At 71.7% G+C, this 20,619-nt stretch carries 22 protein-coding genes; 20 read left to right on the forward strand and 2 right to left on the reverse strand.

Annotated elements, in window-relative coordinates; translation table 11 throughout:
* Positions 1-129 precede the first annotated feature (129 nt).
* The 20 genes from ACGFZ2_RS07920 (at position 130) to ACGFZ2_RS08015 (ending at position 19,165) form a co-directional block, all read left to right on the forward strand.
* Positions 130-633 (forward strand): hypothetical protein, encoded by a 504-nt coding sequence (locus ACGFZ2_RS07920; protein WP_393451232.1) that lies wholly within the window; start codon positions 130-132, stop codon positions 631-633.
* Positions 614-2,236 carry a hypothetical protein gene (locus tag ACGFZ2_RS07925; RefSeq protein WP_393451235.1) on the forward strand — a complete coding sequence of 541 codons (1,623 nt, stop codon included), beginning with the start codon at positions 614-616 and terminating at the stop codon, positions 2,234-2,236. The genes ACGFZ2_RS07920 and ACGFZ2_RS07925 overlap by 20 nt, the downstream gene beginning before the upstream one ends.
* Positions 2,237-2,253: 17 nt before the next feature.
* A complete protein-coding gene (locus ACGFZ2_RS07930) occupies positions 2,254-3,447 on the forward strand; it encodes a phage portal protein (protein ID WP_393451467.1) in 1,194 nt (397 codons plus the stop codon).
* Positions 3,444-4,088: an HK97 family phage prohead protease gene (locus ACGFZ2_RS07935; protein WP_393451238.1), complete on the forward strand. Its 645-nt coding sequence runs from the start codon at positions 3,444-3,446 to the stop codon at positions 4,086-4,088. Before ACGFZ2_RS07930 ends, ACGFZ2_RS07935 begins: the two co-directional genes overlap by 4 nt.
* 137 nt (positions 4,089-4,225) lie before the next feature.
* Positions 4,226-5,683 (forward strand): phage major capsid protein, encoded by a 1,458-nt coding sequence (locus tag ACGFZ2_RS07940; protein ID WP_393451241.1) that lies wholly within the window; start codon positions 4,226-4,228, stop codon positions 5,681-5,683.
* An 85-nt stretch (positions 5,684-5,768) separates the two neighbouring features.
* Complete coding sequence (locus ACGFZ2_RS07945; RefSeq protein WP_393451244.1) at positions 5,769-6,281, forward strand: hypothetical protein; 513 nt, start codon at positions 5,769-5,771, stop codon at positions 6,279-6,281.
* A gap of 61 nt (positions 6,282-6,342) precedes the next feature.
* On the forward strand, positions 6,343-8,748 hold the full coding sequence (locus tag ACGFZ2_RS07950) for a hypothetical protein (RefSeq protein ID WP_393451247.1): 2,406 nt from the start codon (positions 6,343-6,345) through the stop codon (positions 8,746-8,748).
* 12 nt (positions 8,749-8,760) lie between these two features.
* On the forward strand, positions 8,761-9,339 hold the full coding sequence (locus tag ACGFZ2_RS07955) for a head-tail connector protein (RefSeq protein WP_393451250.1): 579 nt from the start codon (positions 8,761-8,763) through the stop codon (positions 9,337-9,339).
* Positions 9,339-9,818 (forward strand): hypothetical protein, encoded by a 480-nt coding sequence (locus ACGFZ2_RS07960; protein ID WP_393451253.1) that lies wholly within the window; start codon positions 9,339-9,341, stop codon positions 9,816-9,818. Before ACGFZ2_RS07955 ends, ACGFZ2_RS07960 begins: the two co-directional genes overlap by 1 nt.
* Positions 9,819-9,833: 15 nt before the next feature.
* The gene (locus ACGFZ2_RS07965; RefSeq protein WP_393451256.1) at positions 9,834-10,112 is read left to right on the forward strand and encodes a hypothetical protein; all 279 of its coding nucleotides are present in this window, start codon (positions 9,834-9,836) and stop codon (positions 10,110-10,112) included.
* Complete coding sequence (locus ACGFZ2_RS07970) at positions 10,105-11,136, forward strand: phage tail tube protein (RefSeq protein WP_393451259.1); 1,032 nt, start codon at positions 10,105-10,107, stop codon at positions 11,134-11,136. Before ACGFZ2_RS07965 ends, ACGFZ2_RS07970 begins: the two co-directional genes overlap by 8 nt.
* A gap of 11 nt (positions 11,137-11,147) precedes the next feature.
* Positions 11,148-11,705, forward strand: coding sequence for a hypothetical protein (locus ACGFZ2_RS07975; protein ID WP_393451262.1), 558 nt, complete (start codon positions 11,148-11,150; stop codon positions 11,703-11,705).
* Positions 11,706-11,708: 3 nt separating this feature from the next.
* Positions 11,709-12,089: a hypothetical protein gene (locus ACGFZ2_RS07980; protein ID WP_393451265.1), complete on the forward strand. Its 381-nt coding sequence runs from the start codon at positions 11,709-11,711 to the stop codon at positions 12,087-12,089.
* Between the two features lie 161 nt (positions 12,090-12,250).
* A complete protein-coding gene (locus ACGFZ2_RS07985; protein ID WP_393451268.1) occupies positions 12,251-14,335 on the forward strand; it encodes a hypothetical protein in 2,085 nt (694 codons plus the stop codon).
* Complete coding sequence (locus tag ACGFZ2_RS07990; protein ID WP_393451271.1) at positions 14,332-16,260, forward strand: hypothetical protein; 1,929 nt, start codon at positions 14,332-14,334, stop codon at positions 16,258-16,260. The genes ACGFZ2_RS07985 and ACGFZ2_RS07990 overlap by 4 nt, the downstream gene beginning before the upstream one ends.
* 16 nt (positions 16,261-16,276) lie before the next feature.
* A complete protein-coding gene (locus ACGFZ2_RS07995; RefSeq protein ID WP_393451274.1) occupies positions 16,277-16,834 on the forward strand; it encodes a hypothetical protein in 558 nt (185 codons plus the stop codon).
* Between the two features lies 1 nt (position 16,835).
* Positions 16,836-17,096, forward strand: a complete 261-nt coding sequence (locus ACGFZ2_RS08000; protein ID WP_393451277.1) for a hypothetical protein — start codon at positions 16,836-16,838, stop codon at positions 17,094-17,096.
* Positions 17,093-18,040: a hypothetical protein gene (locus tag ACGFZ2_RS08005; RefSeq protein WP_393451280.1), complete on the forward strand. Its 948-nt coding sequence runs from the start codon at positions 17,093-17,095 to the stop codon at positions 18,038-18,040. Before ACGFZ2_RS08000 ends, ACGFZ2_RS08005 begins: the two co-directional genes overlap by 4 nt.
* Positions 18,041-18,396: 356 nt before the next feature.
* Positions 18,397-18,678 carry a hypothetical protein gene (locus ACGFZ2_RS08010; RefSeq protein WP_393451283.1) on the forward strand — a complete coding sequence of 94 codons (282 nt, stop codon included), beginning with the start codon at positions 18,397-18,399 and terminating at the stop codon, positions 18,676-18,678.
* A gap of 223 nt (positions 18,679-18,901) precedes the next feature.
* Entirely contained in the window at positions 18,902-19,165 is a 264-nt protein-coding gene (locus ACGFZ2_RS08015; protein ID WP_393451286.1) for a hypothetical protein, read from the forward strand.
* A gap of 71 nt (positions 19,166-19,236) precedes the next feature.
* Here ACGFZ2_RS08015 and ACGFZ2_RS08020 read toward each other — a convergent pair whose 3' ends face one another.
* Entirely contained in the window at positions 19,237-19,704 is a 468-nt protein-coding gene (locus ACGFZ2_RS08020) for a hypothetical protein (protein WP_393451289.1), read from the reverse strand.
* A 267-nt stretch (positions 19,705-19,971) separates the two neighbouring features.
* Positions 19,972-20,406 (reverse strand): hypothetical protein, encoded by a 435-nt coding sequence (locus tag ACGFZ2_RS08025; protein WP_393451292.1) that lies wholly within the window; start codon positions 20,404-20,406, stop codon positions 19,972-19,974.
* Positions 20,407-20,619 lie beyond the last annotated feature (213 nt).

Raw genomic sequence — 20,619 nt, forward strand, 5'->3', positions numbered from 1 at the left:
GTTTGTGCAGGTCAGAGGCTTGCGACCACCGTTTTTAGAGCGTGGCCGCCCGTCGACCCCTAACCCAGGCGTCATTTTTTTCTCCCCGGGCTCTGTGCCGGGCCCTGATCTGATCGGGGGGATCAGCCGATGACCGAGCCGATCAGCACCGCGATCAGCGCCGAAATCACGGCCGCGCGGACTGCCCAGGGCGGCACTCGGGAGGATGTCGCCGCCGCCGCGCGGCTCGCTGGCGCGCCGGCGACGTTCACCGCGGCCGCGCTGCGGAACCTGGAGATCGGGCGCCGCTCTCCCTCGGTGGACGAGCTGCTCTGGATGGCCGAGGCGCTGTCGGTGCCGGTGCGGCAGTTGCTCGGCGAGCACCGGGAGCTGTTCGGCCACGACGCGTACCGGCCGCCGACATGCGGGGCGGTGGAGGACGCCACCCGCTCGGCGGTGGAGGACCTCGGCGACCTGACCGGCCGGCAGGAGGCACTGGCGCAGCTGGCGTACGCCCTGGCGGCCGACATCGACGGCGAGGGCGAGAAGCGGCAGCCGGCCGCGCTGGCGAAGGCGCTGACGGACACGCTCGACCAGTTGTGGAAGCTGAAGCCGGCCGACACCGAGCAGGACGATGAACTCGGCGCTGAGTGACCGGCGCCGGATCGGCCCTGTGCCGCTGCGGGTCGGGATGTCGCCGGAGGAGATCTTCGCGGCGTACGAGCTGACCTGTCCTCCCCGGGTGGGCACGCTGCGCGACCCGTCACGCAAGACGTACGGCGTCGGGGTGGCCCGGATCGCCGCCCAGCTCGGCCAGCCGCTGATGCCGTGGCAACGGTACGCGGTGGACACCGCGCTCGAGGTCGACCCCGACACCGGGTGGCTTGTCTACCGGGACGTGACGCTGGTGGTGCCCCGGCAGTCGGGCAAGACCACGTTGATCCTGTCGGTCAAGGCGCATCGGGCGCTGAAGATGGGCAGCGAGGCCGTGAAGTTCCGGCCGTCGCAGGGCAACCGCCAGTTCATCCTCTACGCCGCCCAGAAGCTGCTGGCGGCGCGGCGGAAGTTCGTGGAGGAGCACCTGCCGGTGCTGCAGGCGTCGCCGCTGGCGAGTCGGTTCACTACCCGGCTGGCGAACGGGTCGGAGAGCATCCTCTGGGACACCGGGGCGCTGGACAGCATCACCGCGAACACGGAGACATCCGGCCACGGTCCGACCTTGGACCTGGGCGTGGAGGACGAGTTCTGGGCGGCGATCGACCACCGTCTGGAGCAGGCGTTCTCGCCGGCGATGCTGACCCGGTGGTCGCCGCAGCACTGGCGGGTGTCGACGGAGGGCACCGAGGCGTCAACGTACATGGCCACGAAGGTGGACCTCGGCCGCGAGGTAGTGGCGTCCGGGGAGCCGACGCAGATCTGCTACCTGGAGTGGTCCGACCTCGACGGGCCCCGGGACTCGCCGGCGACGTGGCTGACGTGCATGCCGGCGCTGTGCCCGACCCCGGGCGAATGCACCTGCTCGCCGCACTGGCGGCACACGGTGACGCTGGACACCGTCGCCGGCGAGCTGGAAAAGTTCAAGACCACCCCGGACGAGTTCGACAGGGCGTACCTGAACCGGCGCAAAGGAAGCACCCTGCCGCCGGACCCCAACGTGCCGCCGGTGGAACGGTGGAACGATCTGATCGACATCCGGCAGGCGCCCGGCGAGGTGGTGGCGTTCGGCCTCGCCTGCGACTGGCAGGGGACGCAGGCGGCGATCGTCGCGGCCTGGCCCGGTGACGGCGAGGTGAAGCACCACCTCCGGGTGATCGAGTACAAACCCGGGATCGACTGGCTGCCGGGCCGCTGCGTACAGCTGGCCGAGCGGTGGCAGCCGGTCGCGTGGGGCGTGGACCTCGGTGGCGGTCCGACCAAGCAGCTGCAGCAGCCGCTCAAGGACGAGGGCATCGAGCTGCCGTCCGGTGACCCGGAGCGTGGGGACATCGCGTCACCGATGGTGAGCGACACCGCGGCGTACACCGGGACGCTGCTCGGTGAGGTCCGCGACGGCACGCTGCGCCACGAGGGCCAGGCCGCGCTGACCGACGCGTACAAGGTCGCCCGCACGAAGCCGTCCGGCCAGGTGTGGCTGCTGGACCGCCAGACGAGCGGGAACGTGATCTGCCTGCAGGCCGCGATCTCCGCGCTCTACGCGCTGGAGAGCCGCAAGCACCTGGCAGTCGAGCAGACGAACCCGTGGGACCACGTCCACTGATGGAGGGCCCCTTGAGCATGTGGAATCGTGCGCTGGCCTGGCTGGGCCTGCCCGGTGGCAGCCAGCGGGCCGCGCAGTTGGACCCGCTGATCGCCGCGATCAACTCCCGGTATCCGGCGGTCGCCGGCACGGTGGTCAGCCCGGAGACCGCCGCGCGGAAGATCGCGGTGGGCGCGTCCATCCGGCTGATCTCCAACGTCGGCCGGTCGCTGCCGATGCACGCCTACCGCGGTGAGGGCGGCGCGACCGAGCGGCTACCCGCGCCGCCCCTGCTGCGCGACCCGGACGCCACGAGCTACGGCCTGGGTGACTGGATCGCTCAGTTCCTATGGTCGGTGGCGGCCCGGGGCAACGGCATGGCGCACGTCGTGGAGCGCAGCGGCAACGCGCTGCCCCGGACGATCCTGGCGGTGCACCCCGACACGGTGTACCCGGACGTCCGCCGGTCGACGGGCGAGCTGTGGTGGATCCCGGCCCGAGGCAAGGAGATCCCGGCAGCGGACATGCTGCACGCCCGGATGTTCCCGGTGCCCGGCGCGGTGCTCGGCCTGTCGCCGATCGCCCAGCACGCGGCCACGATCGGCCTGGGCATCAGCGCCGAGCGGTTCGGCGCGGACTACTTCGATTCGGGCGGGCACCCGACGGCGCTGCTGAAGTCGGCGGCGCCGCTGAACGCCGCTCAGGCCCGCGTCGTCAAGGACCGGTTCGTGATCGCCTCCGGGTCACGGGAGCCGGTGCTGCTGCCCGACGGCATCTCGTACGAGCAGATCCAGATCAAGCCCGGCGAGTCGCAGTTCCTCGACGCCCAGGGCTACAGCTCCGCCGAGTGCGCGCGGATCTTCGGCCCGGGCATGCCGGAGATGCTGGGCTACGAGACCGGCGGATCAATGGACTACTCCAACGTGGTCGACCGGGACCTGCAGCTGTTGAAGTACACGCTCGACCCGTACCTCGTGATGGTCGAGCAGCTGCTGACCAGGTGCCTGCCGCGGCCGCAGTACGTGAAGTTCAACCGTGGCGCGCTGCTGCGGATGAACCTGCTCGACCGGTACCGGGCGTACGAGATCGCGGCCCGCATCGGGCTGGAGGTGCCCAACGAGCAGCGCGGCTACGAGGACAAGCCGCCGGTGCCGTGGGGCGACAAGCCGTACCCGGTGGGCAAGAGCGCCAGCACGGAGCCGGCGCAGCAGAAGGAGGCGCAGCAGCCGTGAGCACTCGACACCTGGACCGGCGGGCCCGGTTCGTCCGCCAGTTCAACGTGACCGCCGAGCTGCGCGCCGCCGGCGACGACAAGACCACCCTCGACGGGTACGCGTCGATCACCGGGGAGCCGTACGAGGTCAAGGACTGGCTCGGCACCTACTCGGAGACGATCGAGCGCGGCGCGTTCAAGAAGACCCTGGCGGAGAAGGACGACGTTCGGCTGCTGCTCAACCACGACGGTCTGCCGCTCGCCCGCACCAGCTCGGGCACCATGACCCTCGCTGAGGACGGCAAGGGCCTGCACACCGTGGCGGAGCTGGACCGCCGGTCGTCGCTGACCAACGACATCGCGATCGCGATGGAGCGCGGCGACCTCACGGAGATGTCGTTCGCGTTCTCCGTGACCCGGCAGGAGTGGAACGGCGACTACACCGAACGGTGGATCAAGGAGGTCAAGCTGTTCGACGTCTCCGTCGTCACGTTCCCTGCCAACCCGGCGACCTCGGCGAAGCTGCGCGCCGCCGACCTGGACGACCTGTCCGACGACGAACTGCGGGAGCTGGTCGCCCGCGCCCAGCGGCGCCTGGCGCCGCGCATCGACTCGACTCGCGAGCTGGACGCCCTGCGTCTGCTTGTCGAGCTGCCCTGAGCGCCAGGGCGCACCCGCCACTTCCCCGAGTTGCGCCGGAGCCCGCGCCGGAGCCGCCTAGCGGCCACCACCCGGGCCACCACCCGATGCGGACGCAGTGGCTCATCCACACCCACTACCGAAGGGAGCGGCCAGTCATGGACCCGCTTGAGATCCTCCGGCAGCGCCTGGACGAGCTGTGCACGCAGATCGACACCACGCGCTCCCGGGCCACCCAGATCCTGGGCATGCCTCAGGACCAGCTGACCGACGAGCTGCGGACCGAGGCGAGCAACCTGCGCTCGCAGCTGGTCACCCTGCACACCCGCCGCGGCGAGCTGGAAGGCCAGATCCGCGAGGAGGAGGCCGAGGCCAGCCGCCGCAGCGCCCGCCAGGCCGCGCAGGTCGAGCACGGCAGCGTGCCGACCCCCGAGGCGCGCGGCGTCGGCGGCGCCCGCGTCACCCGCGAGGAGCGCACCTACACCCGGGAGAAGACCGCCCGCGGTGAGAGCTCGTTCTTCGCCGACGCCTACCGGGCGCAGTTCATGGGCGACCAGGCGGCCGCGCAGCGGCTGGGCCGGCACAGCACCGAGCAGGCCGTGGAGGGCGAGGGCGTCCAGGAGCGGGCGACCACCACCGGCAGCTTCGCCGGTCTGGTGCCGCCGCAGTACCTGGTGGACCTGTACGCCCCGGTGCAGCGCAACGGTGCGCCGCTGGCGAACCTGCTGGACTCGCTGCCGCTGCCCCCGACCGGCATGACCGTGTCGATCCCCCGGGCGACCACGGGCGCCGCTGCGGCGTCGCAGGCGACGGAGAACAGCGCGCTGCAGAACACCGACGAGGTGTGGGCGGACCTCCAGGTGCCGGTCCGCACCATCGGCGGTCAGCAGGACGTCTCGCGGCAGTCGCTGGAGCGTGGCACCCCGGGCATCGACCTGATCGTGTTCCGCGACCTCGCTGCGGCGTACTACTCCGAGCTGGACCGGCAGATCATCGCCGGGTCGGGCGCGTCGGGGCAGATGCTCGGCATCACCAACACCGTCGGGATCTCGCAGGCGTCGGCGTACACCGCGGCGGCGACCGCGCAGACGTTCTACACAAAGACCGCCGGGGTGCTCGCCGCCGTCGCCGGCGCCGGTACGGAGATCGTGCCGGAGTTCTGGCTGATGCACCCCCGCCGCTGGTACTGGCTGACCGCCCAGGTGGACAGCCAGGGCCGGCCGCTGGCGGTGCCGCTGGCCAACGGCCCGGGCAACGCCCTGGCGGTCAACACCTACCCCGGCGGCACGTCGGCCGACAACGGCCAGCAGCCGCCCCGGCCGGTGGGCATCTACCACGGCCTGCCCGTCTACCTCGACGCCAACGTGCCCACCTCGGTCGGCACCGGCCCCGAGGACCAGGTCATCGCCGGCGACCCGTCCAAGGGCTACCTGTGGGAGGACAACGGCGGCGTGCCCCGGCAGCTGAAGTTCGAGCAGACCCTCGGTCAGAACCTGACCATCAAGCTGGTGCTGTTCAACTACGCCGCGTTCACCGCCGGCCGCTACCCGGCCGCGTTCGGCGTCGCCGGCGGCAACTCGGGCGCCGGCTTCGGCCAGGTCGCGCCGACCTTCTGATCCGCGCTCCGTGCCGGCTGGTCCGCGTCGGCCGGCCGGCACGGAGCCCGGCCCCACACCCGCGCCGATCGTCAAGGAGACGACCATGGAGCAGATCGATCCGGCGGCCCGGGCCGCCATGCTGATCCCGGACTCGACCCGGGCCAACTACGTCGAGCAGGTCCGCCGGGCCGCCGTCGCCCGCGGCATCTCGCTGGAAGCGGCCCGCGCCGAGCAGGTGAAGAGCTGGCGTGCCCAACACGCCGCCGACGCCCTCGCCGGCTGGAACGTCCTGGCGGACTGGCTGGAGAAGGCCGACCTCGGCACCGGCCCGGTCGTGGACCCGGCCGACGCCGCAAAGGTCCGGGCGCTGGAGTCCGCGAAGCGTGACCCCAGCAACCCGCAGGCGGCCGTGCTGGACATGTCCGACACGGAGGTCCGCGGCGAGGTCGACCAGGCCCGCCGTGACGCCGCCGCCCGCGGCTCCAACCTCGCCCCGGTGACCAAGGACGACGGCACCGAGGTGCCGGCCTCCGCCGTGGACGCCGAGCTGGACAAGGGCAGCAAGGGCACCAAGCCGGCCGGCGCGGCCGGCAAGGCGAACAGCTCGAACCGCTGAGCGGCACCGCCCGCAGCCGACCTGGCTGCGGGCGGCACCGCGCGTCGCCCTGGAGGTGGCCATGGCACGACTGATCGGGCCGGACGAGTCCGTACGGCTGGTGTACCTGCCGGACGGTCGGGCCAGGGCCCAGGGGCTCACGGCGACGCTGTACGCCGACCAGTCCGGCACCATGCTGGCCGATGTCCTCACCGAGGCCGGTGCGCCGATCGCCGGGTCGCAGGTGACGATCGACGCGTACAGCAAGCTGCCGCTGATCCAGTACCCGGACGGCGTGGACGTCGTCTACGCCACCGTGAACGGTGGGCCGCTGGTGCCGCTGTACGCCCGGCTGGACGACCGGGTGGACCAGCTGGGACAGACTGTCGCCGGAGTCGCCACCGACGTCGCTGACGCCGCCACGGCGGCGACGGCGGCGACGGCTACTGCCGCTCTGACCGTCTTCCGGTCGGGGTCGACGCTGCTGGTTCGGTCCCGGTTTGACTCGACGCGCGACATCCTCATGCCGCTGCACACCGGCGGCGGAGCGGAGTCGATGGTCCAACTGGTGCACGCCGGTCTGGCCTCGGTAGCTCTGACCGAGAGGACCACCCCGGACGCGCAGGTGTGGCCGACGGTGGCCGCCCCGACGACCGCCATCCACGACACCAGCGACGACAACTGCCCGCTCAACGTCGCGTGGTCGTACGTCGGCGCAAATCACGGCTACTCGGCCGGCTCGCAGGTCACCAGGACCGGCCACGGCAAGACCACCGCCGACCTCGGCTCGCAGTGGTCCGACGGCACCCGCACCTACACCCTGTTGCAGATCGTGGACGCCAACCGGCTGCTGTTCGGCAACCCCTACACGGTGGCCAGCGGGATCGTGACCGGCGGGTCTACCGCGCCGGCGACGACCCTGACGCACGTGTCCGGGGCTGCGAACACCGCCAGCGTGCCGATCACCGGCGGCGTGGCGGGCCTGGTGCAGATCCACCCGTCGACGTACGGGCAGACGGTGACCGTGGAACTGGACGGCAAGGCGCTGCCGGACGGCAAGGCGTACGGGCAGGTACTCACGGTCACCGAGACGTACCTGGTCGCCTCGTACAAGGGGCTGATCGACGCGGCGCAGGCCAACGTCGGCACGCCCGTGGCGTCGATCATGTCGCAGGTGTCGCCGTTGGCCAGGGTGTCCAACACCTACCGGATCAGCCCGGGGCAGGTGGTGGTCGCCCAGAGGGTGTCGGTGCTGGAGAAGACGTATCTGGGGATGGGCGTCACGCAGGCCATGGCTTTGACCGTGCCGGCCGGTGGCAGCCTCAAGCAGTTCATGGCCGGCGTCGGCGTCGCAGGCGGCCTCAGCTTCTCGACGCTGGCCGACCTGGCCTCTATGTCGGGCAACATCGACGTCACGTCCGCCGCGTACCTGTCGCCGGTCGCGCCCGCGGCCAGCATGCGGCAGTTCGCGTACAACTCTGGCGGTGCCGTCCAGTACGGCCTGGCGATGGGCATCCTCCCGGTCGCCGACGGGCACCCCACCCAGCGGCTCAAGAACGCCCCGGCGAAGTCGTGGTTCATCTCGGCCGCGACGAAGAAGAACTATCCGCAGGTCACGTGGGTGAAGATCGCCAACCCTGGGGAGTCGTACGCCGGCACCGCCTACCGGGCGTACCTCGCCGGTCCGGACACCGCCACGGAGCTGCTGGTGTCCGATGGCACCGATACGTGGGCGGTCATCGAGCGGACGACCACCACCAGCGAGGGCCGCGTGCAGGCACCGCAGTTGCTGGGCCGCACGTTGGTCTCGGCCGGTCCGGCCACCATCGCGGCGGCGGACCGGGTGACCGGCGAGGGCATCAGCTACACCGCGTCGGCCAGTCCCGCGTACGGGGTGTGGCGGGCGGCAGTGGACGCGCCCCGGCTGGAAACGATCCCCGGCGCGACCTCACAGGTGGGCAGCTACTTCCTGGTGGCGCAGGGCGCGGTCGCCACGTCCGCGCTGGCCGGCAGCTTCAACATTCTCTACCTGCACCCGATGTATCTGCCCGAGGCGGTGCTGGTCGACCGGGCATGCATCGAGGTGACGGCGGTCGGTACCGGGGTGGTGCGGCACGGGGTGTACGCCAACGACCCGGCCACCGGCCTGCCGGCGGGCGCCGGCCCGCTCGCCGACTTCGGCACGGCCGACGTGACCACCACCGGCATCAAGGAGAGCACTCTGTCTCCGGCGGTGCTGCTGCCGGCCGGGTGGCACTGGTACGGCTGGGTGTGGCAGGGCGTCAACACCACGGGACCGACGATGCGGACGTTGGGCACCGGCGTGGGGTTCGGCCCGCTGAACCTCGGCACCAGCGTGTCGCTGATGTCCGGCGCGCGGCTCGGATACTTCGTCAGCTCCGTCGCCGGCCCACTGGGCGCGATCACCGTGGCACCTGCAAGCGCTCACCAGCTGTCCGCGCCGCGCGTCGCGTACCGGCGCGCCTGACAGGAGGACGGCATGCCGATACCCGCTGGCGGGACCAACCTCGCCCCTACGCTGGACGACCTGAAGAAGCAGCTCAACCGCACTGACACGCGTGACGACGCGGAGCTGCAGCTCTATCTCGACGCCGCGATCGAGGTGGTGGAGAACATCCTCGGCGGCCCGCTGGAGGTGAAGACGTTCACCGAGCAGCACGTCGCCGCTCCCCGCGGGACGATCAGCGCGTTCCGCCGCGAGCTGGTAATCATCCCGGACCGGCGTCCCGTGGTGTCGGTGACGTCGCTGGCGCACGGCGGATCGGCGATCGACCCCGGCAGCTACAACCTCGACATGGGCGCCGGTACGGTCACGGTCGGCTACGCCTCAGAGGGCGACTACACCCTGGTGTACGAGGCCGGCTACGCATCCCTGCCGCCGTCGTACAAGCTCGCCACCCTCATCATCGCCCAGCACCTGTGGCGCACCCAGCACGGCAGCGGCGGCCGGGTGCCGCCGGGCAGCGAGGACGTCGTCACCGTGCCCGGGGCGTCGTTCGCGATTCCCTCCCGTGCGCGGGAGCTGCTCGCCAGCGGGATCCTCCCGGTGATCGCCTGATGGCCGAGTTCTTCTTCCCCGGTCTGGTCTCCGCTCTCTACGAGAGGTGGAAGGCCAACGCAGCCCTGGCCGCGCTCGACGTCGTGGTCTACGACGGGCCGCCTGGAAACGAGGCCTCAGCTGGCCGCAAGGAGCTGTTCGTCGGCGCCAGCGGCGAGGACTTCGGCGACGGCGAGGACGCCGGTGCCACCGAGCAGCAGTGGGCCAACGCCAACACCGTCGAGCGGGACTCCGTCGACCAGGTGGTGTGCGGGATCTGGTGGAGCCAGGGCGGCCCGGACACGGCCGCCGTCCGCACGGGGGTCGCCGAGGTCCTGGCGGTCATCGCCGAGGACCTGCGCGGCGACGTCACCGTTGGCGGCGCCGTCAGCTTCCACGCCGAGATGACCAGCGTGCGGTGGCGGCAGATCCGCGACGCCGACGGGTTCACCTTCGGTGCCGTGTTCGTCTTGCGGGCGCAGTCCCGCGTCTACATCTGAGGAGGGGGCAGCGGGATGGATCTCGTGAGACTGCGGTACCTCGGTGACGCCCGGGTGCGGGTGCCGAAGCTGGGCCGGGTGGTGGAGCCGGACGAGCTGGTGGGTGTGCCCCGCGACGTGTACGAGCGGTACGCGTGGCCGGAGGCGCAGTGGCGCCGCGAGGACGGCGACCAGGACCGGCCGCAGGACGGCGGCGGACCGAGCGCGCCGCAGGAGGGCGCCGGCGACCAGCAGCAGGCACCGGCCGAGGCGGCCGGCTCGAGGAGCAGGAAGGCAGGTGGCCGCGATGCGTAGCGGCCTGTGCGCGCAGTTCGGTTTCAAGGCGGAGGCGGTGGTGGGCACCGCGGTGACGGTGGACCGGTTCCTGCCGGTGGCGTCGTTCAACCCCACGCTGTCGAAGTCGGAGGTGGTGTCGGAGGGCGTGCGTGGCTGCGCCACCACGCCGCTCGTGGACGACTCGGTGATCGTGGGCCGGTCGGCGTCCGGGCAGCTGGCCACCGACGTCCGCTCGAAGGGGTTCGGGCCGCTGCTGCGGCAGATCCTCGGCGCGGTGTCCGGCCCGACGGTGATCGGTGCCACCCCGCTGTACCGGCAGATCCACACCCCGGGTGACCTGACCGGGGTGTCGCTGACGGTGCAGGCAGGCTTCCCGGAGTCGTACTCGTCCACCGTCGCGCCGTTCACGTACCGGGGCGCGAAGGTCACCAACGCGACGTTCTCCTGCGCGAGGGGTGGGCTGCTGTCGCTGTCGCTGGACCTCGACATGTGGGACGAGGACACCGCCACCGCGCTGGCGGTGGACACCTACCCGACCGGATGGGAGGTGTTCTCCTGGGCTGGTTTCTCGGCGACGATCGGCGGCACGCCGGCCACCGCGACCGGCCGCACCACGATCTCGGGCGGCGCCGCTATCAAGGGCCTGCGGGGCATCAGCCTGCCGTTCGCGCTGGGGCTGGCCACCGACCGGGTGTTCGCTGGCGGCAACGGGATCAAGTCCGAGCAGATCGAGAACGCCATGCGCTCGTACACCGGTGAGCTCGACGTCGAGTTCGCCGACCGGGCCCAGCTGCACGCGCTGTTCTCCGCGCACACGACCACGGCGCTGCAGTTCACCTGGACCGGCAAGGTCGACCTCGGCACCGGGGCGTACCCGGTGCTGCGGGTGACCTACCCGCAGGCCAAGCTGCTGACCGGGTCGCCGACCCTGCAGGGCCCGGACATCATCCCGGCGCAGACCACCTTCCGGGCCTACGGCGACCCGGCCGGCACGCACCCCGCCGTGCAGATCGAGTACGAAGCCGCCGACACCACCCTGTAGCGGAGGGCGTCGTGCGGCTGAAGGTGCAGGGATCGGCCCGGTTCCGGGCGGCCGCGCAGCAGCTGCGCCAGGCAGGCCGGGTCGGCCTCCGCCGCGAGATGGTCAAGGAGATGCGGGCGGCCGGCCGGGAAATCATCGCCGACCAGCGTGCCGAGGTGCGGCGCCTGGACGTGACCGGGCAGCGGTTCCACCGGTCCGGCACCAAGCGGCAGGTGGGCGCGGACGGCCGGGTGCGGCAGGTCCGGGTGCCGTACCGGCGCAACACCCGCTCGACCGGGCTGCGTGACCGGGTCGCGCGCAGTCTCGCCCTCGAGGTGAAGACCAGCGGCGCACCGCGGGTCCGGTTCGTGTCGAAGCGGGAGAAGATGCCGGCCGGTCAGGAGAACCTGCCCCGGCACCTGGACAACCCGAAGGGCTGGCGGCACCCGGTGTTCGGCAACCGGGAGATGTGGGTGGCCCAGCGCGGCGGCTCGTGGTTCTGGCCGCCGATCAAGAAGAAGATCCGTGTGTTTCGGGAGCGCCTCGACCAGGCGGTCACCCGCACCGTCGAGAAGATCGAGAGAGGGTAACGCGTGGAGTTCCACATCGTGCTGACCGCCGCCGACCGGGAGCGCCTCGGCGCGCCAGATCCGCTGGTGTACGACCCGGGGCACCTCATGGTCAGCGAGGCGACGGCGCTCTACAAGTCGGCGGGGATGACCCGCCAGGACATCAGCGCGGCGCTGAAGTCGGGCAACCCGGAGGGCAAGAAGGCGATCACGTGGCTGTCGCTGCGCCGCGCCGGCGTGCACGTCCGCTACTCGGAGCTCGACTTCAACGTGGTGGGCTGGGTGCTGGTCGACCCGAACCCGGAGCCCGAGGCGGACCCGGCCGCCGGCGACGCCGGGGGCGAGGGCGACGCTGAGGGAAATTCTGGGGCCCTCGCGACCGAGGGCCAGACCCCGCAGCTCTGATCGTCCAGTACGGGCCGGACCTGGAGCACTTCTTCGGGATCCGGCCCTGGGACCTCGATGAGGACCGCTACACCTGGGACCAGGTGGAGCAGCGCATCGAGTGGATCCGCGACTACTACCGGGCACGGTCGGCCACAACTCAACAGCGGGGGTGATCGGTCATGGCGAAGGCGCTGCAGCTGGACGTGCTGGGCGACGACAAGTCCGCCCGCAAGGCACTGAACGACACCGCCGATGGTCTGGACCGGGTGGCGAACAAGGCCGACGAGGCCGACGAGCAGCTGCGCGAGGCCGCCGACGGGGCGGACAAGCTGTCCACCGAGATCGCCAAGACTGAGAAGGCGATCAAGAAGCTGTCCGCCGAGTTCGACAAGACCGGCGACCGCGGCCTGTTCAAACAGCTGGGTAAGCAGCAGCGCGAGCTGGGCGTGATGCTGAAGCTACGCGAGCAGCTCGACGCCAGCCCGATGGTCGACGTCGACAAGATCGATGAGGACGTGGACCGGTCCACCGGCCGGCTCGCGTCGCGGCTGGTGGACTCGGTCAGCCGCAGCGGGGCGAAGGTGTCGGCGAAGGTCGCGGGGATCCTTGGTGACTCGGTGTCTTCGCTGCCGCCGCACGCGCAGGCCGGTATCGCCGCTGCGCTGGTCGGCGGTGCGACCGTCGCCGCGCCGCTGATCGGCGGGGTGGTGGCGTCCGGCCTGCTCGCCGGCGTCGGCGGAGCGGGCATCGGTGTCGGCGTCGCCGCCGCTCTGCAGGACCCGGCCGTCGCCGAGGCGGTCAGCGGGGTCGGTGAGCGGCTCAAGGACCGGCTGGCCTCCGCGATCGGCGACGACTTCGCCGCCCCGACGGTGCAGTCGGTCCAGCGGCTGGAGAAAGCCGCGGGCAGCCTGATCGGCCGGACGCAGGACGAGCTGGCCGAGCTGGCGCCGGTCCTGCTCGACGTGGCCGACGGTGCCGCCGAGATGGCCGAGCGGATGGGGCCGGGGCTGGAGGACGCCCTGAAGGCGTCCGCGCCGATCCTTCGGGCTCTCGGCCGCGAGCTGCCCGAGCTGGGCGGCGACATCTCCGACTTCTTCACCAGCGTGTCCGAGGGCAAGGACGGTGCGGTCCTCGCGCTGGTCACCGCCCTGGACCTGCTCGGTGCCACCATCCGGATCAACGGCGCGATCATCGAGGGTGCGGCGCACAGCTACGAGATGCTGGTGGGTGGCCTGAAGGAGGTGTCCTCCTGGGGGCAACTGCTCACCAACGACATCCCGGTCCTGGGCGACGCCTTCGACTGGACGACGGAAAAACTCGGCGGTCTCATGGCCGACGCCGGCCTGATGGGCGGGAAGAGCCGCGACCTGACCGACGAGACTACCGACCTGGCGCTGGCGCAGGAGCGGGCGGCCAAGGCAGCCGCCGAGCACGCGGACAAGCTGGACGAGCTGGCGGGTGCCGGGCAGAACGTGCGCCTGGCGACGTTGGACTTCAAGGACGGGCTGGCCGAGCTGTCGGAGTCGGTGGAGCGTAACGGCACCAGCCTGAACGAGAACAGCGAGAAGGGCCGCAACAACCTGCGGGTGGTCGAGTCGCTGATCAGCGCGGCCGACCGGGCCGGGCAGGCCGCCGAGAAGCGGGCCATCGCGGAGGGCAAGTCCGCCGACGCGGCCGCTGCGGCCGGCGCGAAGATGCGCTCCACGTTCATCGCCGACCTGATCTCGGCGGCCGAGAAGGCAGGCCTGTCCGAGTCGAAGATCCGGGCGATGGTCAAGGAGCTGCAGCGCGCCGACGGGCAGCGCGCCCGCATCTACATCGACCAGAACTTCCGCACCTTCGGCAAGCCCTACACGGACGTGACCGGCATCGGCGGCAACACGTGGCGGGGTCTGTCCTCCGGTGGTCTGGTCGGTGGTGGCGGCCCGCCCGGCATCGACACCCAGCCGCGGCTGCTCGCCTCCGACGAGTGGGTGGCGACCGGCCGCGCCCACCAGGCGCTGATGGCCGCGTTCGGCGCGGACGGCCTGGAGCAGCTCAACCGCACCGGCACCATCCCGGCCGGCGCCGCCGGCGGCGGCGCGATGGCCGGCGGGGCGGCGGCCGGCGCGGCCGCCGGCGGCGGCCCGATCGAGGTGGTGGTACGGGCGATCCTGCAGTGGCCCGACGGGTCGGTCATCACCGAGCAGGTGACCCGTCACGCGAGCAGGTCCGGTCTCGGCACCCTCGACGCGGTGTTCGGCATCCCGGCGGCCGCCGCGTGAGCGCCTACGACAGCTGGCGCTTCGAGGTGTCCAGCGCCGACCCCGATGCTGCCATCCCGGTCTGGGTGAACCTGACTTCCCGTGTGCGGACCACCGGCACCGGTGCCCGGCCGCTGCAGATCCGGCGGGGCGCCGGCTCTGAACGCGACGACATCCAGCCGTCGACGTTGACCGCGCAGCTGGAGAACACCGATCACTGGCTTACCCCCGACAACCCGATGTCCCCGTACGCAGGGTGGTGGGGGCAGGGCCGCAAGTGCCGGGTGGTGGAGACCGCCAACGGCGTCGACTACATCCGGTTCACCGGGTTCCTCAAGCCGCTCGACCTGCCCGATTGGGCGGAGCCCGGCGTGGAGCAGATCGTGACCGTGTCGGCGGTGGACTGGCTCGGCCGCCTCGACCGCGCCCCGGCGTTCGCCGGCACCCTCGGCGAGCACGTCCGCACCGCCGGCGGCCCGCTGGTGGAGCACTTCCCGTTGGACGACTCCTACCCACACATGTCCAGCAAGACGCTGGCCACGCTGACCCGCTACGTCTACGGCTTCCAGGAGTCCGTCGCGCAGGAGCCCGAGGACCTGATCAGGGCGACATCTCTGGCCGGGCCGCCCGGAGACGACCAGTCCTACCCCCAATGGGATCCGGTGGGGCACGTCACGGGGTTCCTCGCCCAGGCCAGACTCCGATCCCCGATCAACGTGCCCGTGGGCGCGTCGGACGTCGTGGCCGTCTCCGCGTGGCTCTACCGCCAACCCGACGAGGTCAACGACTACAGCGGCCCGATCCTGACGGTGGGCGATGCGCAGTCCCTGTCAGGGGGGCTGATCATCAACGACTTGAGGACGGGCAACTCGGTCGCCGGCACCGTGTACTCGGGCGCGTCGGACGTGGACGTGCTGGTCGGCAGGCGCCTGGAGTCCGACGTGTGGCGGCTGGTGACGGTGCGCTACGACATGACCAGCGGTGCCGTCGATGTGTGGTTGGGCAGCGACGCCGCCGCCTCTGGGTTCATGGCGCCCCCCGCGCCGTTCACGCTCACCGAGGCGTGGGTGGGACTGGAGTGGGTGGGCAGCATTGCTCACGTACAGGTGCGGGTCGGCCCGCCCGCGACCACCATGACCCGGGCCATGCACCTGGCGCAGTACGCCCACGGCTACCGCGGCCTGCACCGGCAGACCGTGGCCGAACGGATCACCACCCTCGCCGGGTACGCCGGCGTGCCGGCGGCTGACCTGAGCATCGACGCGGGCGCGTCGACCCCGATGCAGCGGGCCAGGCTGGCCCGGCAGAAACCGGCGTCGGCGATGCGGTCGGCGGCCTCCGCCGAGGGCGGCGCCCGGCTGTTCACCCGCGGCTCCGGGGAGATCCGGCTGCGGCCGAGGCAGGCCCGCTACCGCCAGGCCGTCACCCTGCAGATCCCGTACGCGTGGCTGCAGCGTGGGCTGCGGTTCCGCGAGGACACCCCGATCAACGACGTGGTGGCGTCGCAGGCAGGCGGAGGGCAGACCCGCCGCACCGACGCCGCCTCGGTGCAGCGGTACGGCTCCGGCGGGGACCCGGTCACCCTCGACACGGCGATCGACGCTGACCCCGGCAACTACGCGTCATGGACGGTGCAGGCGTACAAGTCGCCTCGGCTGCGCTGCCCGCAGCTGCACCTGGACCTGCTGCCCCGCACACCGGCCGAGCGGGCGCAGCTGCTCGCCCTGGACATCGGCGACCGCATCGAGATCACCGGGGGGCCGGCCACGATCCCCACCGCCGCCCGTCACCTGATCATCGAGGGCCTGGCCCCGGACGAGATCGGCGTGGCCTCCCGTTCGATCACCTTCACCACCAGCCCGCTGCTCGGCCCGTCGGCCGGCACTCCGCCGACCGGCGTGATCGTCGGGGACCTGGTCTCCCCTACGGCCGTCGTCGCTTACTGACCCGGGAGGACCTGCCGTGCCCACCGTTCCCCAGACCAAGGCGACCTGGACCAACGGCGTCGACGCGCTCAGCTCCACGAACCTGCACGCCTACCTGCGCGACCCGCTCCGGTTCCTCATGAATAAGCCGATCTGCCGGGTGCGACAGACCGTGGCGCAGTCGATTCCGAGCAACGCTGACACCCCGCTGACGTTCACGACGGAGGACATCGACACCGACCCCGACGCCATCGGCGGGCACTCCACGTCGACCAACACGTCGCGGTTTACCGCCCGCTACGCCGGCTGGTATCGGACGGGCGGCGGCGTGGCGATCAGCACCGCCGGGGCAGGCACCACCGGCTTTCGCGGATCGTCGTGGTTCGTCAACGGCGCGCTGGTGAGCGGCTCGAAGCTCTACTTCCCGAACAACAGCACCGCTGCGACGGTGCTCCCCGCCAGGTCGATGCTGGTCTACCTCAACGAAGGCGACTACATCGAGTTGGCTGGCTACCAAAACCAGGGCAGCGCCGTGAACACCTTCACCGGCACCGAGTTCCAAAGCTCGATGGACATCACGTGGGAGAGGCTCTGACATGTGGATTCCCGTTGGGGATAACCGCTGGGACTGGACCGCCGACGCCGATCGGCACCTGCTGGTGCTCGACGGCGACGCCGGGATGTTCGGCGAGCTGCACGGGCAGTACCTGCACCGGTACCGGGCGCCGGAGCAGGTCGACCAGGAGTGGCCACTGACCGATGCCCAGCACATCGACACGGCGCTGCTGGACGAGCCGGTCGAGTCCGACGAGCAGGCATGGCAGGTCCTGGCTGACGCCGTGGCGGTGACGGGATGACGTACGCCCCGCAGTCCTACAAGGACGTCCGAAACTTCCTGATCACCGAGCTGGACATGCACCCCGGCACAGCGGCGTACGGCGACGACCTGGACCCGGCCGAGGTCGGGATCGTCGGCTCCGCCGCCCACGTGCGTACCGGCACCTCGTACCACCTCGGCAAGAGCGACCTCAAGATGTCGCGCGACCCGTACAGCGCCCGGCTGGCCCGGGACCGGCGCGGCCTCACCGACGGCGCCGCCGCCCTCGACGTCGGCATCTTCCGCAAGACGCTGCCCAGCGGCAGGGTGGTCACCCACCGCACCCTCGGCACCTGGCTGGTCGAGCAGTGCCACGCCGGGGCGTCCGACGCGGCGTGGATCCGCGAGGTGATCTGGTCGCCGGACGGACGAACGGTGCTGCGCTACGACCGCGAACGCGGTCAGCGGTCCGCGCCGCGCGCTGGCGAGGCCGACGACAGCCACCTGACCCATGACCACGTCTCGGGCTACCGGGACGAGGAGGTCACCCCGAAACGGCCGCTGTTCCAGCGGTTCCTGCGAGAGATGGGAGATGACGACGTGAGCGCTGCCGAGGTGTGGGACACCACCAAGTGGGTGGGCAACGACGGCAAGACGAAGTACAGCGCCGGTTCGTGGCTGCGCAACGCGAACATCGCCGCTGCGGGCGCCAAGGCGGAGGCGACGAAGGCGCGGCTGCTGGCGGAGGCGATCCTGGCGAAGATGGAGGGCCTCGACACCAGCGCGGTGCTGGCCCGGGTCGACGCGCACGCCCAGGCCGAGCGCGACCGCGACGACGACGCCGCCCGCCGCGACGCCCAGCTGGCCGAGCTGGTCCGGCAGCACCAGTCCGGCGCGCTGGACGCGGCCGAGGTGGTCAGGCTCATCGGCGAGCGGCTCGCCGCGAGCGGCACACCTGACGTGTCTTCCGGTGCAGCAGGGTGACCGCGCCCGCCGTGGTGAGCGGGGGCGGGTTGAACAGCGGCGGCGCCGGGAAGGTTGGGACCGTGCGTGAAGGCAGAGCGAGTAGTCCGGATCTTGCGGGACGTCGGGTGCATCGGGGTCGGCCTGAGTGTCGTCTGGCATCAGACGTGGGTGGTGGAGCCGGGCAAGGCGTCCGAGGTGTTGCTGCTCGCGGCGGTGTCGCTGCTGGGTCTGCCGGCCGGGGCGGGGCTGCTGTCTCAGCGGACTGGCGATGGCGGCAGCAGTACGTCCGATTCCGGGTCGGACTCACCACCGCCGGACTCGTCGCCGCCGCGACGATCTCCGCCCTCGCCGGCGTCGTCCGGGGCGGGTAGCCCATGACCGGCCCGGAACGGGAGCGGGAGCGGAAGCTGCGGCTGTCTCTGCGCCGCAGCTGGCACATGCTGGCGGTCGGCTTCGTGTGCGCGTTCCTCGCCGCGGCGTCGGCGATGGTGTACGCCAACCGGGTGGCTCGGGACTCCGAACGGAAGTGGTGCAGTCTCATCGCGACGATGGACGATGCCTACCGGACCACCCCGCCGCAGACCCCGGCCGGGCGCAAGATCGCCAACGACATCCGCCGTCTGAGGAACGACTTCCACTGCCCGCCGTCCCGGTAGCTACCCGCTACCGGTGCTCGTGCCGGTGTTGCGTGACCTTGCCGCAGCCGGGCCGCTGGCAGCGCCACTGACGGCCCATCTCCCAGCACCCCTCAACCGTGCAGGCACCCCACGCCGGGGTGGTCTCTCCGTGCCCGTCGGGGCACGGCTCGGGCTGCTCCGCCCACCCGGCGGCGGTCCGTCTCATCCGCGCCACCAATCGACCGTACCCAGGAGGTACTCCATGTCCGAGCTCTACCAGCGGCCGGCGTCGGCCCCGATCGAGACGAAGGTGAAGGCCGCGGCTGCCGGCGCCGCCGGCAGCGCGGCGATCATCGCTCCGGCGGTGATCTGGGCCGTGGACGAGATCTGGTTCAACGGTGCGGCCGATCCGGCGGTGCCCCTGCCGCTCGTCGGCCTCATCGGCCTGGCCGTCACCGGAGTGTGTGCGTTCGTCTCCGGCTGGATGGCCAAGCACACTCAGCGCCCGGACCTCGCCCAGGCCTGACCCGCCTGACGCAGAGAGCCCGCCGTCTCCTTCGGGAGGCGGCGGGCTCTTTGTCATGCGTGTGGAGGGGATCAGGCAGCGTCGTGGAACACCTCGCCGCCGAGCACGGCCGCCACCGCGCGGCAGGCAGCCGGATCCGGGCAGCCCACCGTCCAGTTCCGGCCCAGCACCAGGTCGACGTCGGCCACGCCCTCCAGCATCTCGGCCTCCGCGTTCGGCTGCTCGCGGGCGTCGGCGGCCGATGCGTAGATGCCGATGGTGTACTCCTCTGCGCCGACCCAGCAGCTGCCGCGGGCGACCGCACCGGTGGGCTGGGCAACGGCCTCGTACCGTGCGCAGTTGATGCCGCCCTTCACCAGGGCGTCCACGAGCAGCAGAGGACTCTCGTAGGTGCCGCCGTCGACTGGCGGGGCGGCCGCTGCGGCCGACGTCGTGGCCGGGGGGCTGGACGGCGCGGCGGCAGGCTCGGGGGCGCTGGTGCAGCCGGCCAACGCGGCGAGAAGAAGAAGGGCGCCAGCGTAGTGGCGGGTGCGAGTCATGGCGGGCACCGTACTCCGGCGGCTGAAGCCCGACTGTCGGGTTGCCGACCCGGGAACGTCACGTACGCAGCGGGCCCCGCCGTCTCCCTTCGAGGGCGACGGCGGGGCCCGGTTGTGTGTCTGCTCGCTCTCACCACTCTGGGCCGGTGGTGCCGCATACTGACGGCATGGCTGCTGGTGGTTGGCGCTTGAACCCGCCCGAGTACATACAGCGCGCGGGGTGGCGGGACCGTGTCCGCCTGGCGTGGTCGCGGTGGACCCGCCGCCTTATCGCTGGGTCGTGAGCTGGCACTGCACCTGACCGGCGCCGCGCTCGCGCGACCGGTGCTCGCCGTCTGCGATCTCGCACCGGTACATGTCGTCGGCGTGGCCGGTCACCGTGATGGTGATCTGGATCCGTAGCCCGGACGTGTACGACAGGGTCTGCTTGTACTCGCCGCCGGCGACGGTCTCCCGGGTGTGGTCGCCGCGGTCCTGGCCGACCTTCGCGGCGCGCACCCACACCTTGTACGGGCCGGTGGCCTCGGTGACGCGGATAGTGACGGTCCGCTCGGCGCGCGGGTCGACCTGCCGGTCGGCGGCCGGCCGGTCGCTCTGGACGCGGCCCGGGTCGCCCTCGCAGGCGAGCACGGCGGCGAGGACGCCGACAGCGGCGGCCGTCTTGACGGCCCAGCGGGATCGGTGATGATGGAGCATGGTCATGGTCAGACCTCCGGTGTCTGATCGGATCAAGGCCCCGGCCGGCGTCTCCAGCGCCGCGTCCGGGGCCGGCCTACTTTGCGGGTGACCGCCGTGTCCGTCGGGAAGCGGCGGGGCTCTCATCGGCCGGGAACTGGCCAGCCTGCCGGCGCCGGCACTCCGGCTTCGGGCAGTCGCAGAACCAGCCCAGCTCGGCCGTCCGGATCCGGTTGCCGC

Origin of the sequence: Micromonospora sp. NPDC048063 (assembly GCF_043202855.1) — a bacterium.
Lineage (GTDB): Bacteria > Actinomycetota > Actinomycetes > Mycobacteriales > Micromonosporaceae > Micromonospora.

Bases quoted from the DNA above. Each gene is read 5' to 3' on its own strand.
- ACGFZ2_RS07920 (WP_393451232.1), top strand. From the start codon at position 130: ATGACCGAGCCGATCAGCACCGCGATCAGCGCCGAAATCACGGCCGCG.
- ACGFZ2_RS07925 (WP_393451235.1), top strand. From the start codon at position 614: ATGAACTCGGCGCTGAGTGACCGGCGCCGGATCGGCCCTGTGCCGCTG.
- ACGFZ2_RS07930 (WP_393451467.1), top strand. From the start codon at position 2,254: ATGTGGAATCGTGCGCTGGCCTGGCTGGGCCTGCCCGGTGGCAGCCAG.
- ACGFZ2_RS07940 (WP_393451241.1), top strand. From the start codon at position 4,226: ATGGACCCGCTTGAGATCCTCCGGCAGCGCCTGGACGAGCTGTGCACG.
- ACGFZ2_RS07945 (WP_393451244.1), top strand. From the start codon at position 5,769: ATGGAGCAGATCGATCCGGCGGCCCGGGCCGCCATGCTGATCCCGGAC.
- ACGFZ2_RS07950 (WP_393451247.1), top strand. From the start codon at position 6,343: ATGGCACGACTGATCGGGCCGGACGAGTCCGTACGGCTGGTGTACCTG.
- ACGFZ2_RS07955 (WP_393451250.1), top strand. From the start codon at position 8,761: ATGCCGATACCCGCTGGCGGGACCAACCTCGCCCCTACGCTGGACGAC.
- ACGFZ2_RS07960 (WP_393451253.1), top strand. From the start codon at position 9,339: ATGGCCGAGTTCTTCTTCCCCGGTCTGGTCTCCGCTCTCTACGAGAGG.
- ACGFZ2_RS07965 (WP_393451256.1), top strand. From the start codon at position 9,834: ATGGATCTCGTGAGACTGCGGTACCTCGGTGACGCCCGGGTGCGGGTG.
- ACGFZ2_RS07970 (WP_393451259.1), top strand. From the start codon at position 10,105: ATGCGTAGCGGCCTGTGCGCGCAGTTCGGTTTCAAGGCGGAGGCGGTG.
- ACGFZ2_RS07985 (WP_393451268.1), top strand. From the start codon at position 12,251: ATGGCGAAGGCGCTGCAGCTGGACGTGCTGGGCGACGACAAGTCCGCC.
- ACGFZ2_RS08000 (WP_393451277.1), top strand. From the start codon at position 16,836: ATGTGGATTCCCGTTGGGGATAACCGCTGGGACTGGACCGCCGACGCC.
- ACGFZ2_RS08005 (WP_393451280.1), top strand. From the start codon at position 17,093: ATGACGTACGCCCCGCAGTCCTACAAGGACGTCCGAAACTTCCTGATC.
- ACGFZ2_RS08010 (WP_393451283.1), top strand. From the start codon at position 18,397: ATGACCGGCCCGGAACGGGAGCGGGAGCGGAAGCTGCGGCTGTCTCTG.
- ACGFZ2_RS08015 (WP_393451286.1), top strand. From the start codon at position 18,902: ATGTCCGAGCTCTACCAGCGGCCGGCGTCGGCCCCGATCGAGACGAAG.
- ACGFZ2_RS08020 (WP_393451289.1), bottom strand. From the start codon at position 19,704: ATGACTCGCACCCGCCACTACGCTGGCGCCCTTCTTCTTCTCGCCGCG.
- ACGFZ2_RS08025 (WP_393451292.1), bottom strand. From the start codon at position 20,406: ATGACCATGCTCCATCATCACCGATCCCGCTGGGCCGTCAAGACGGCC.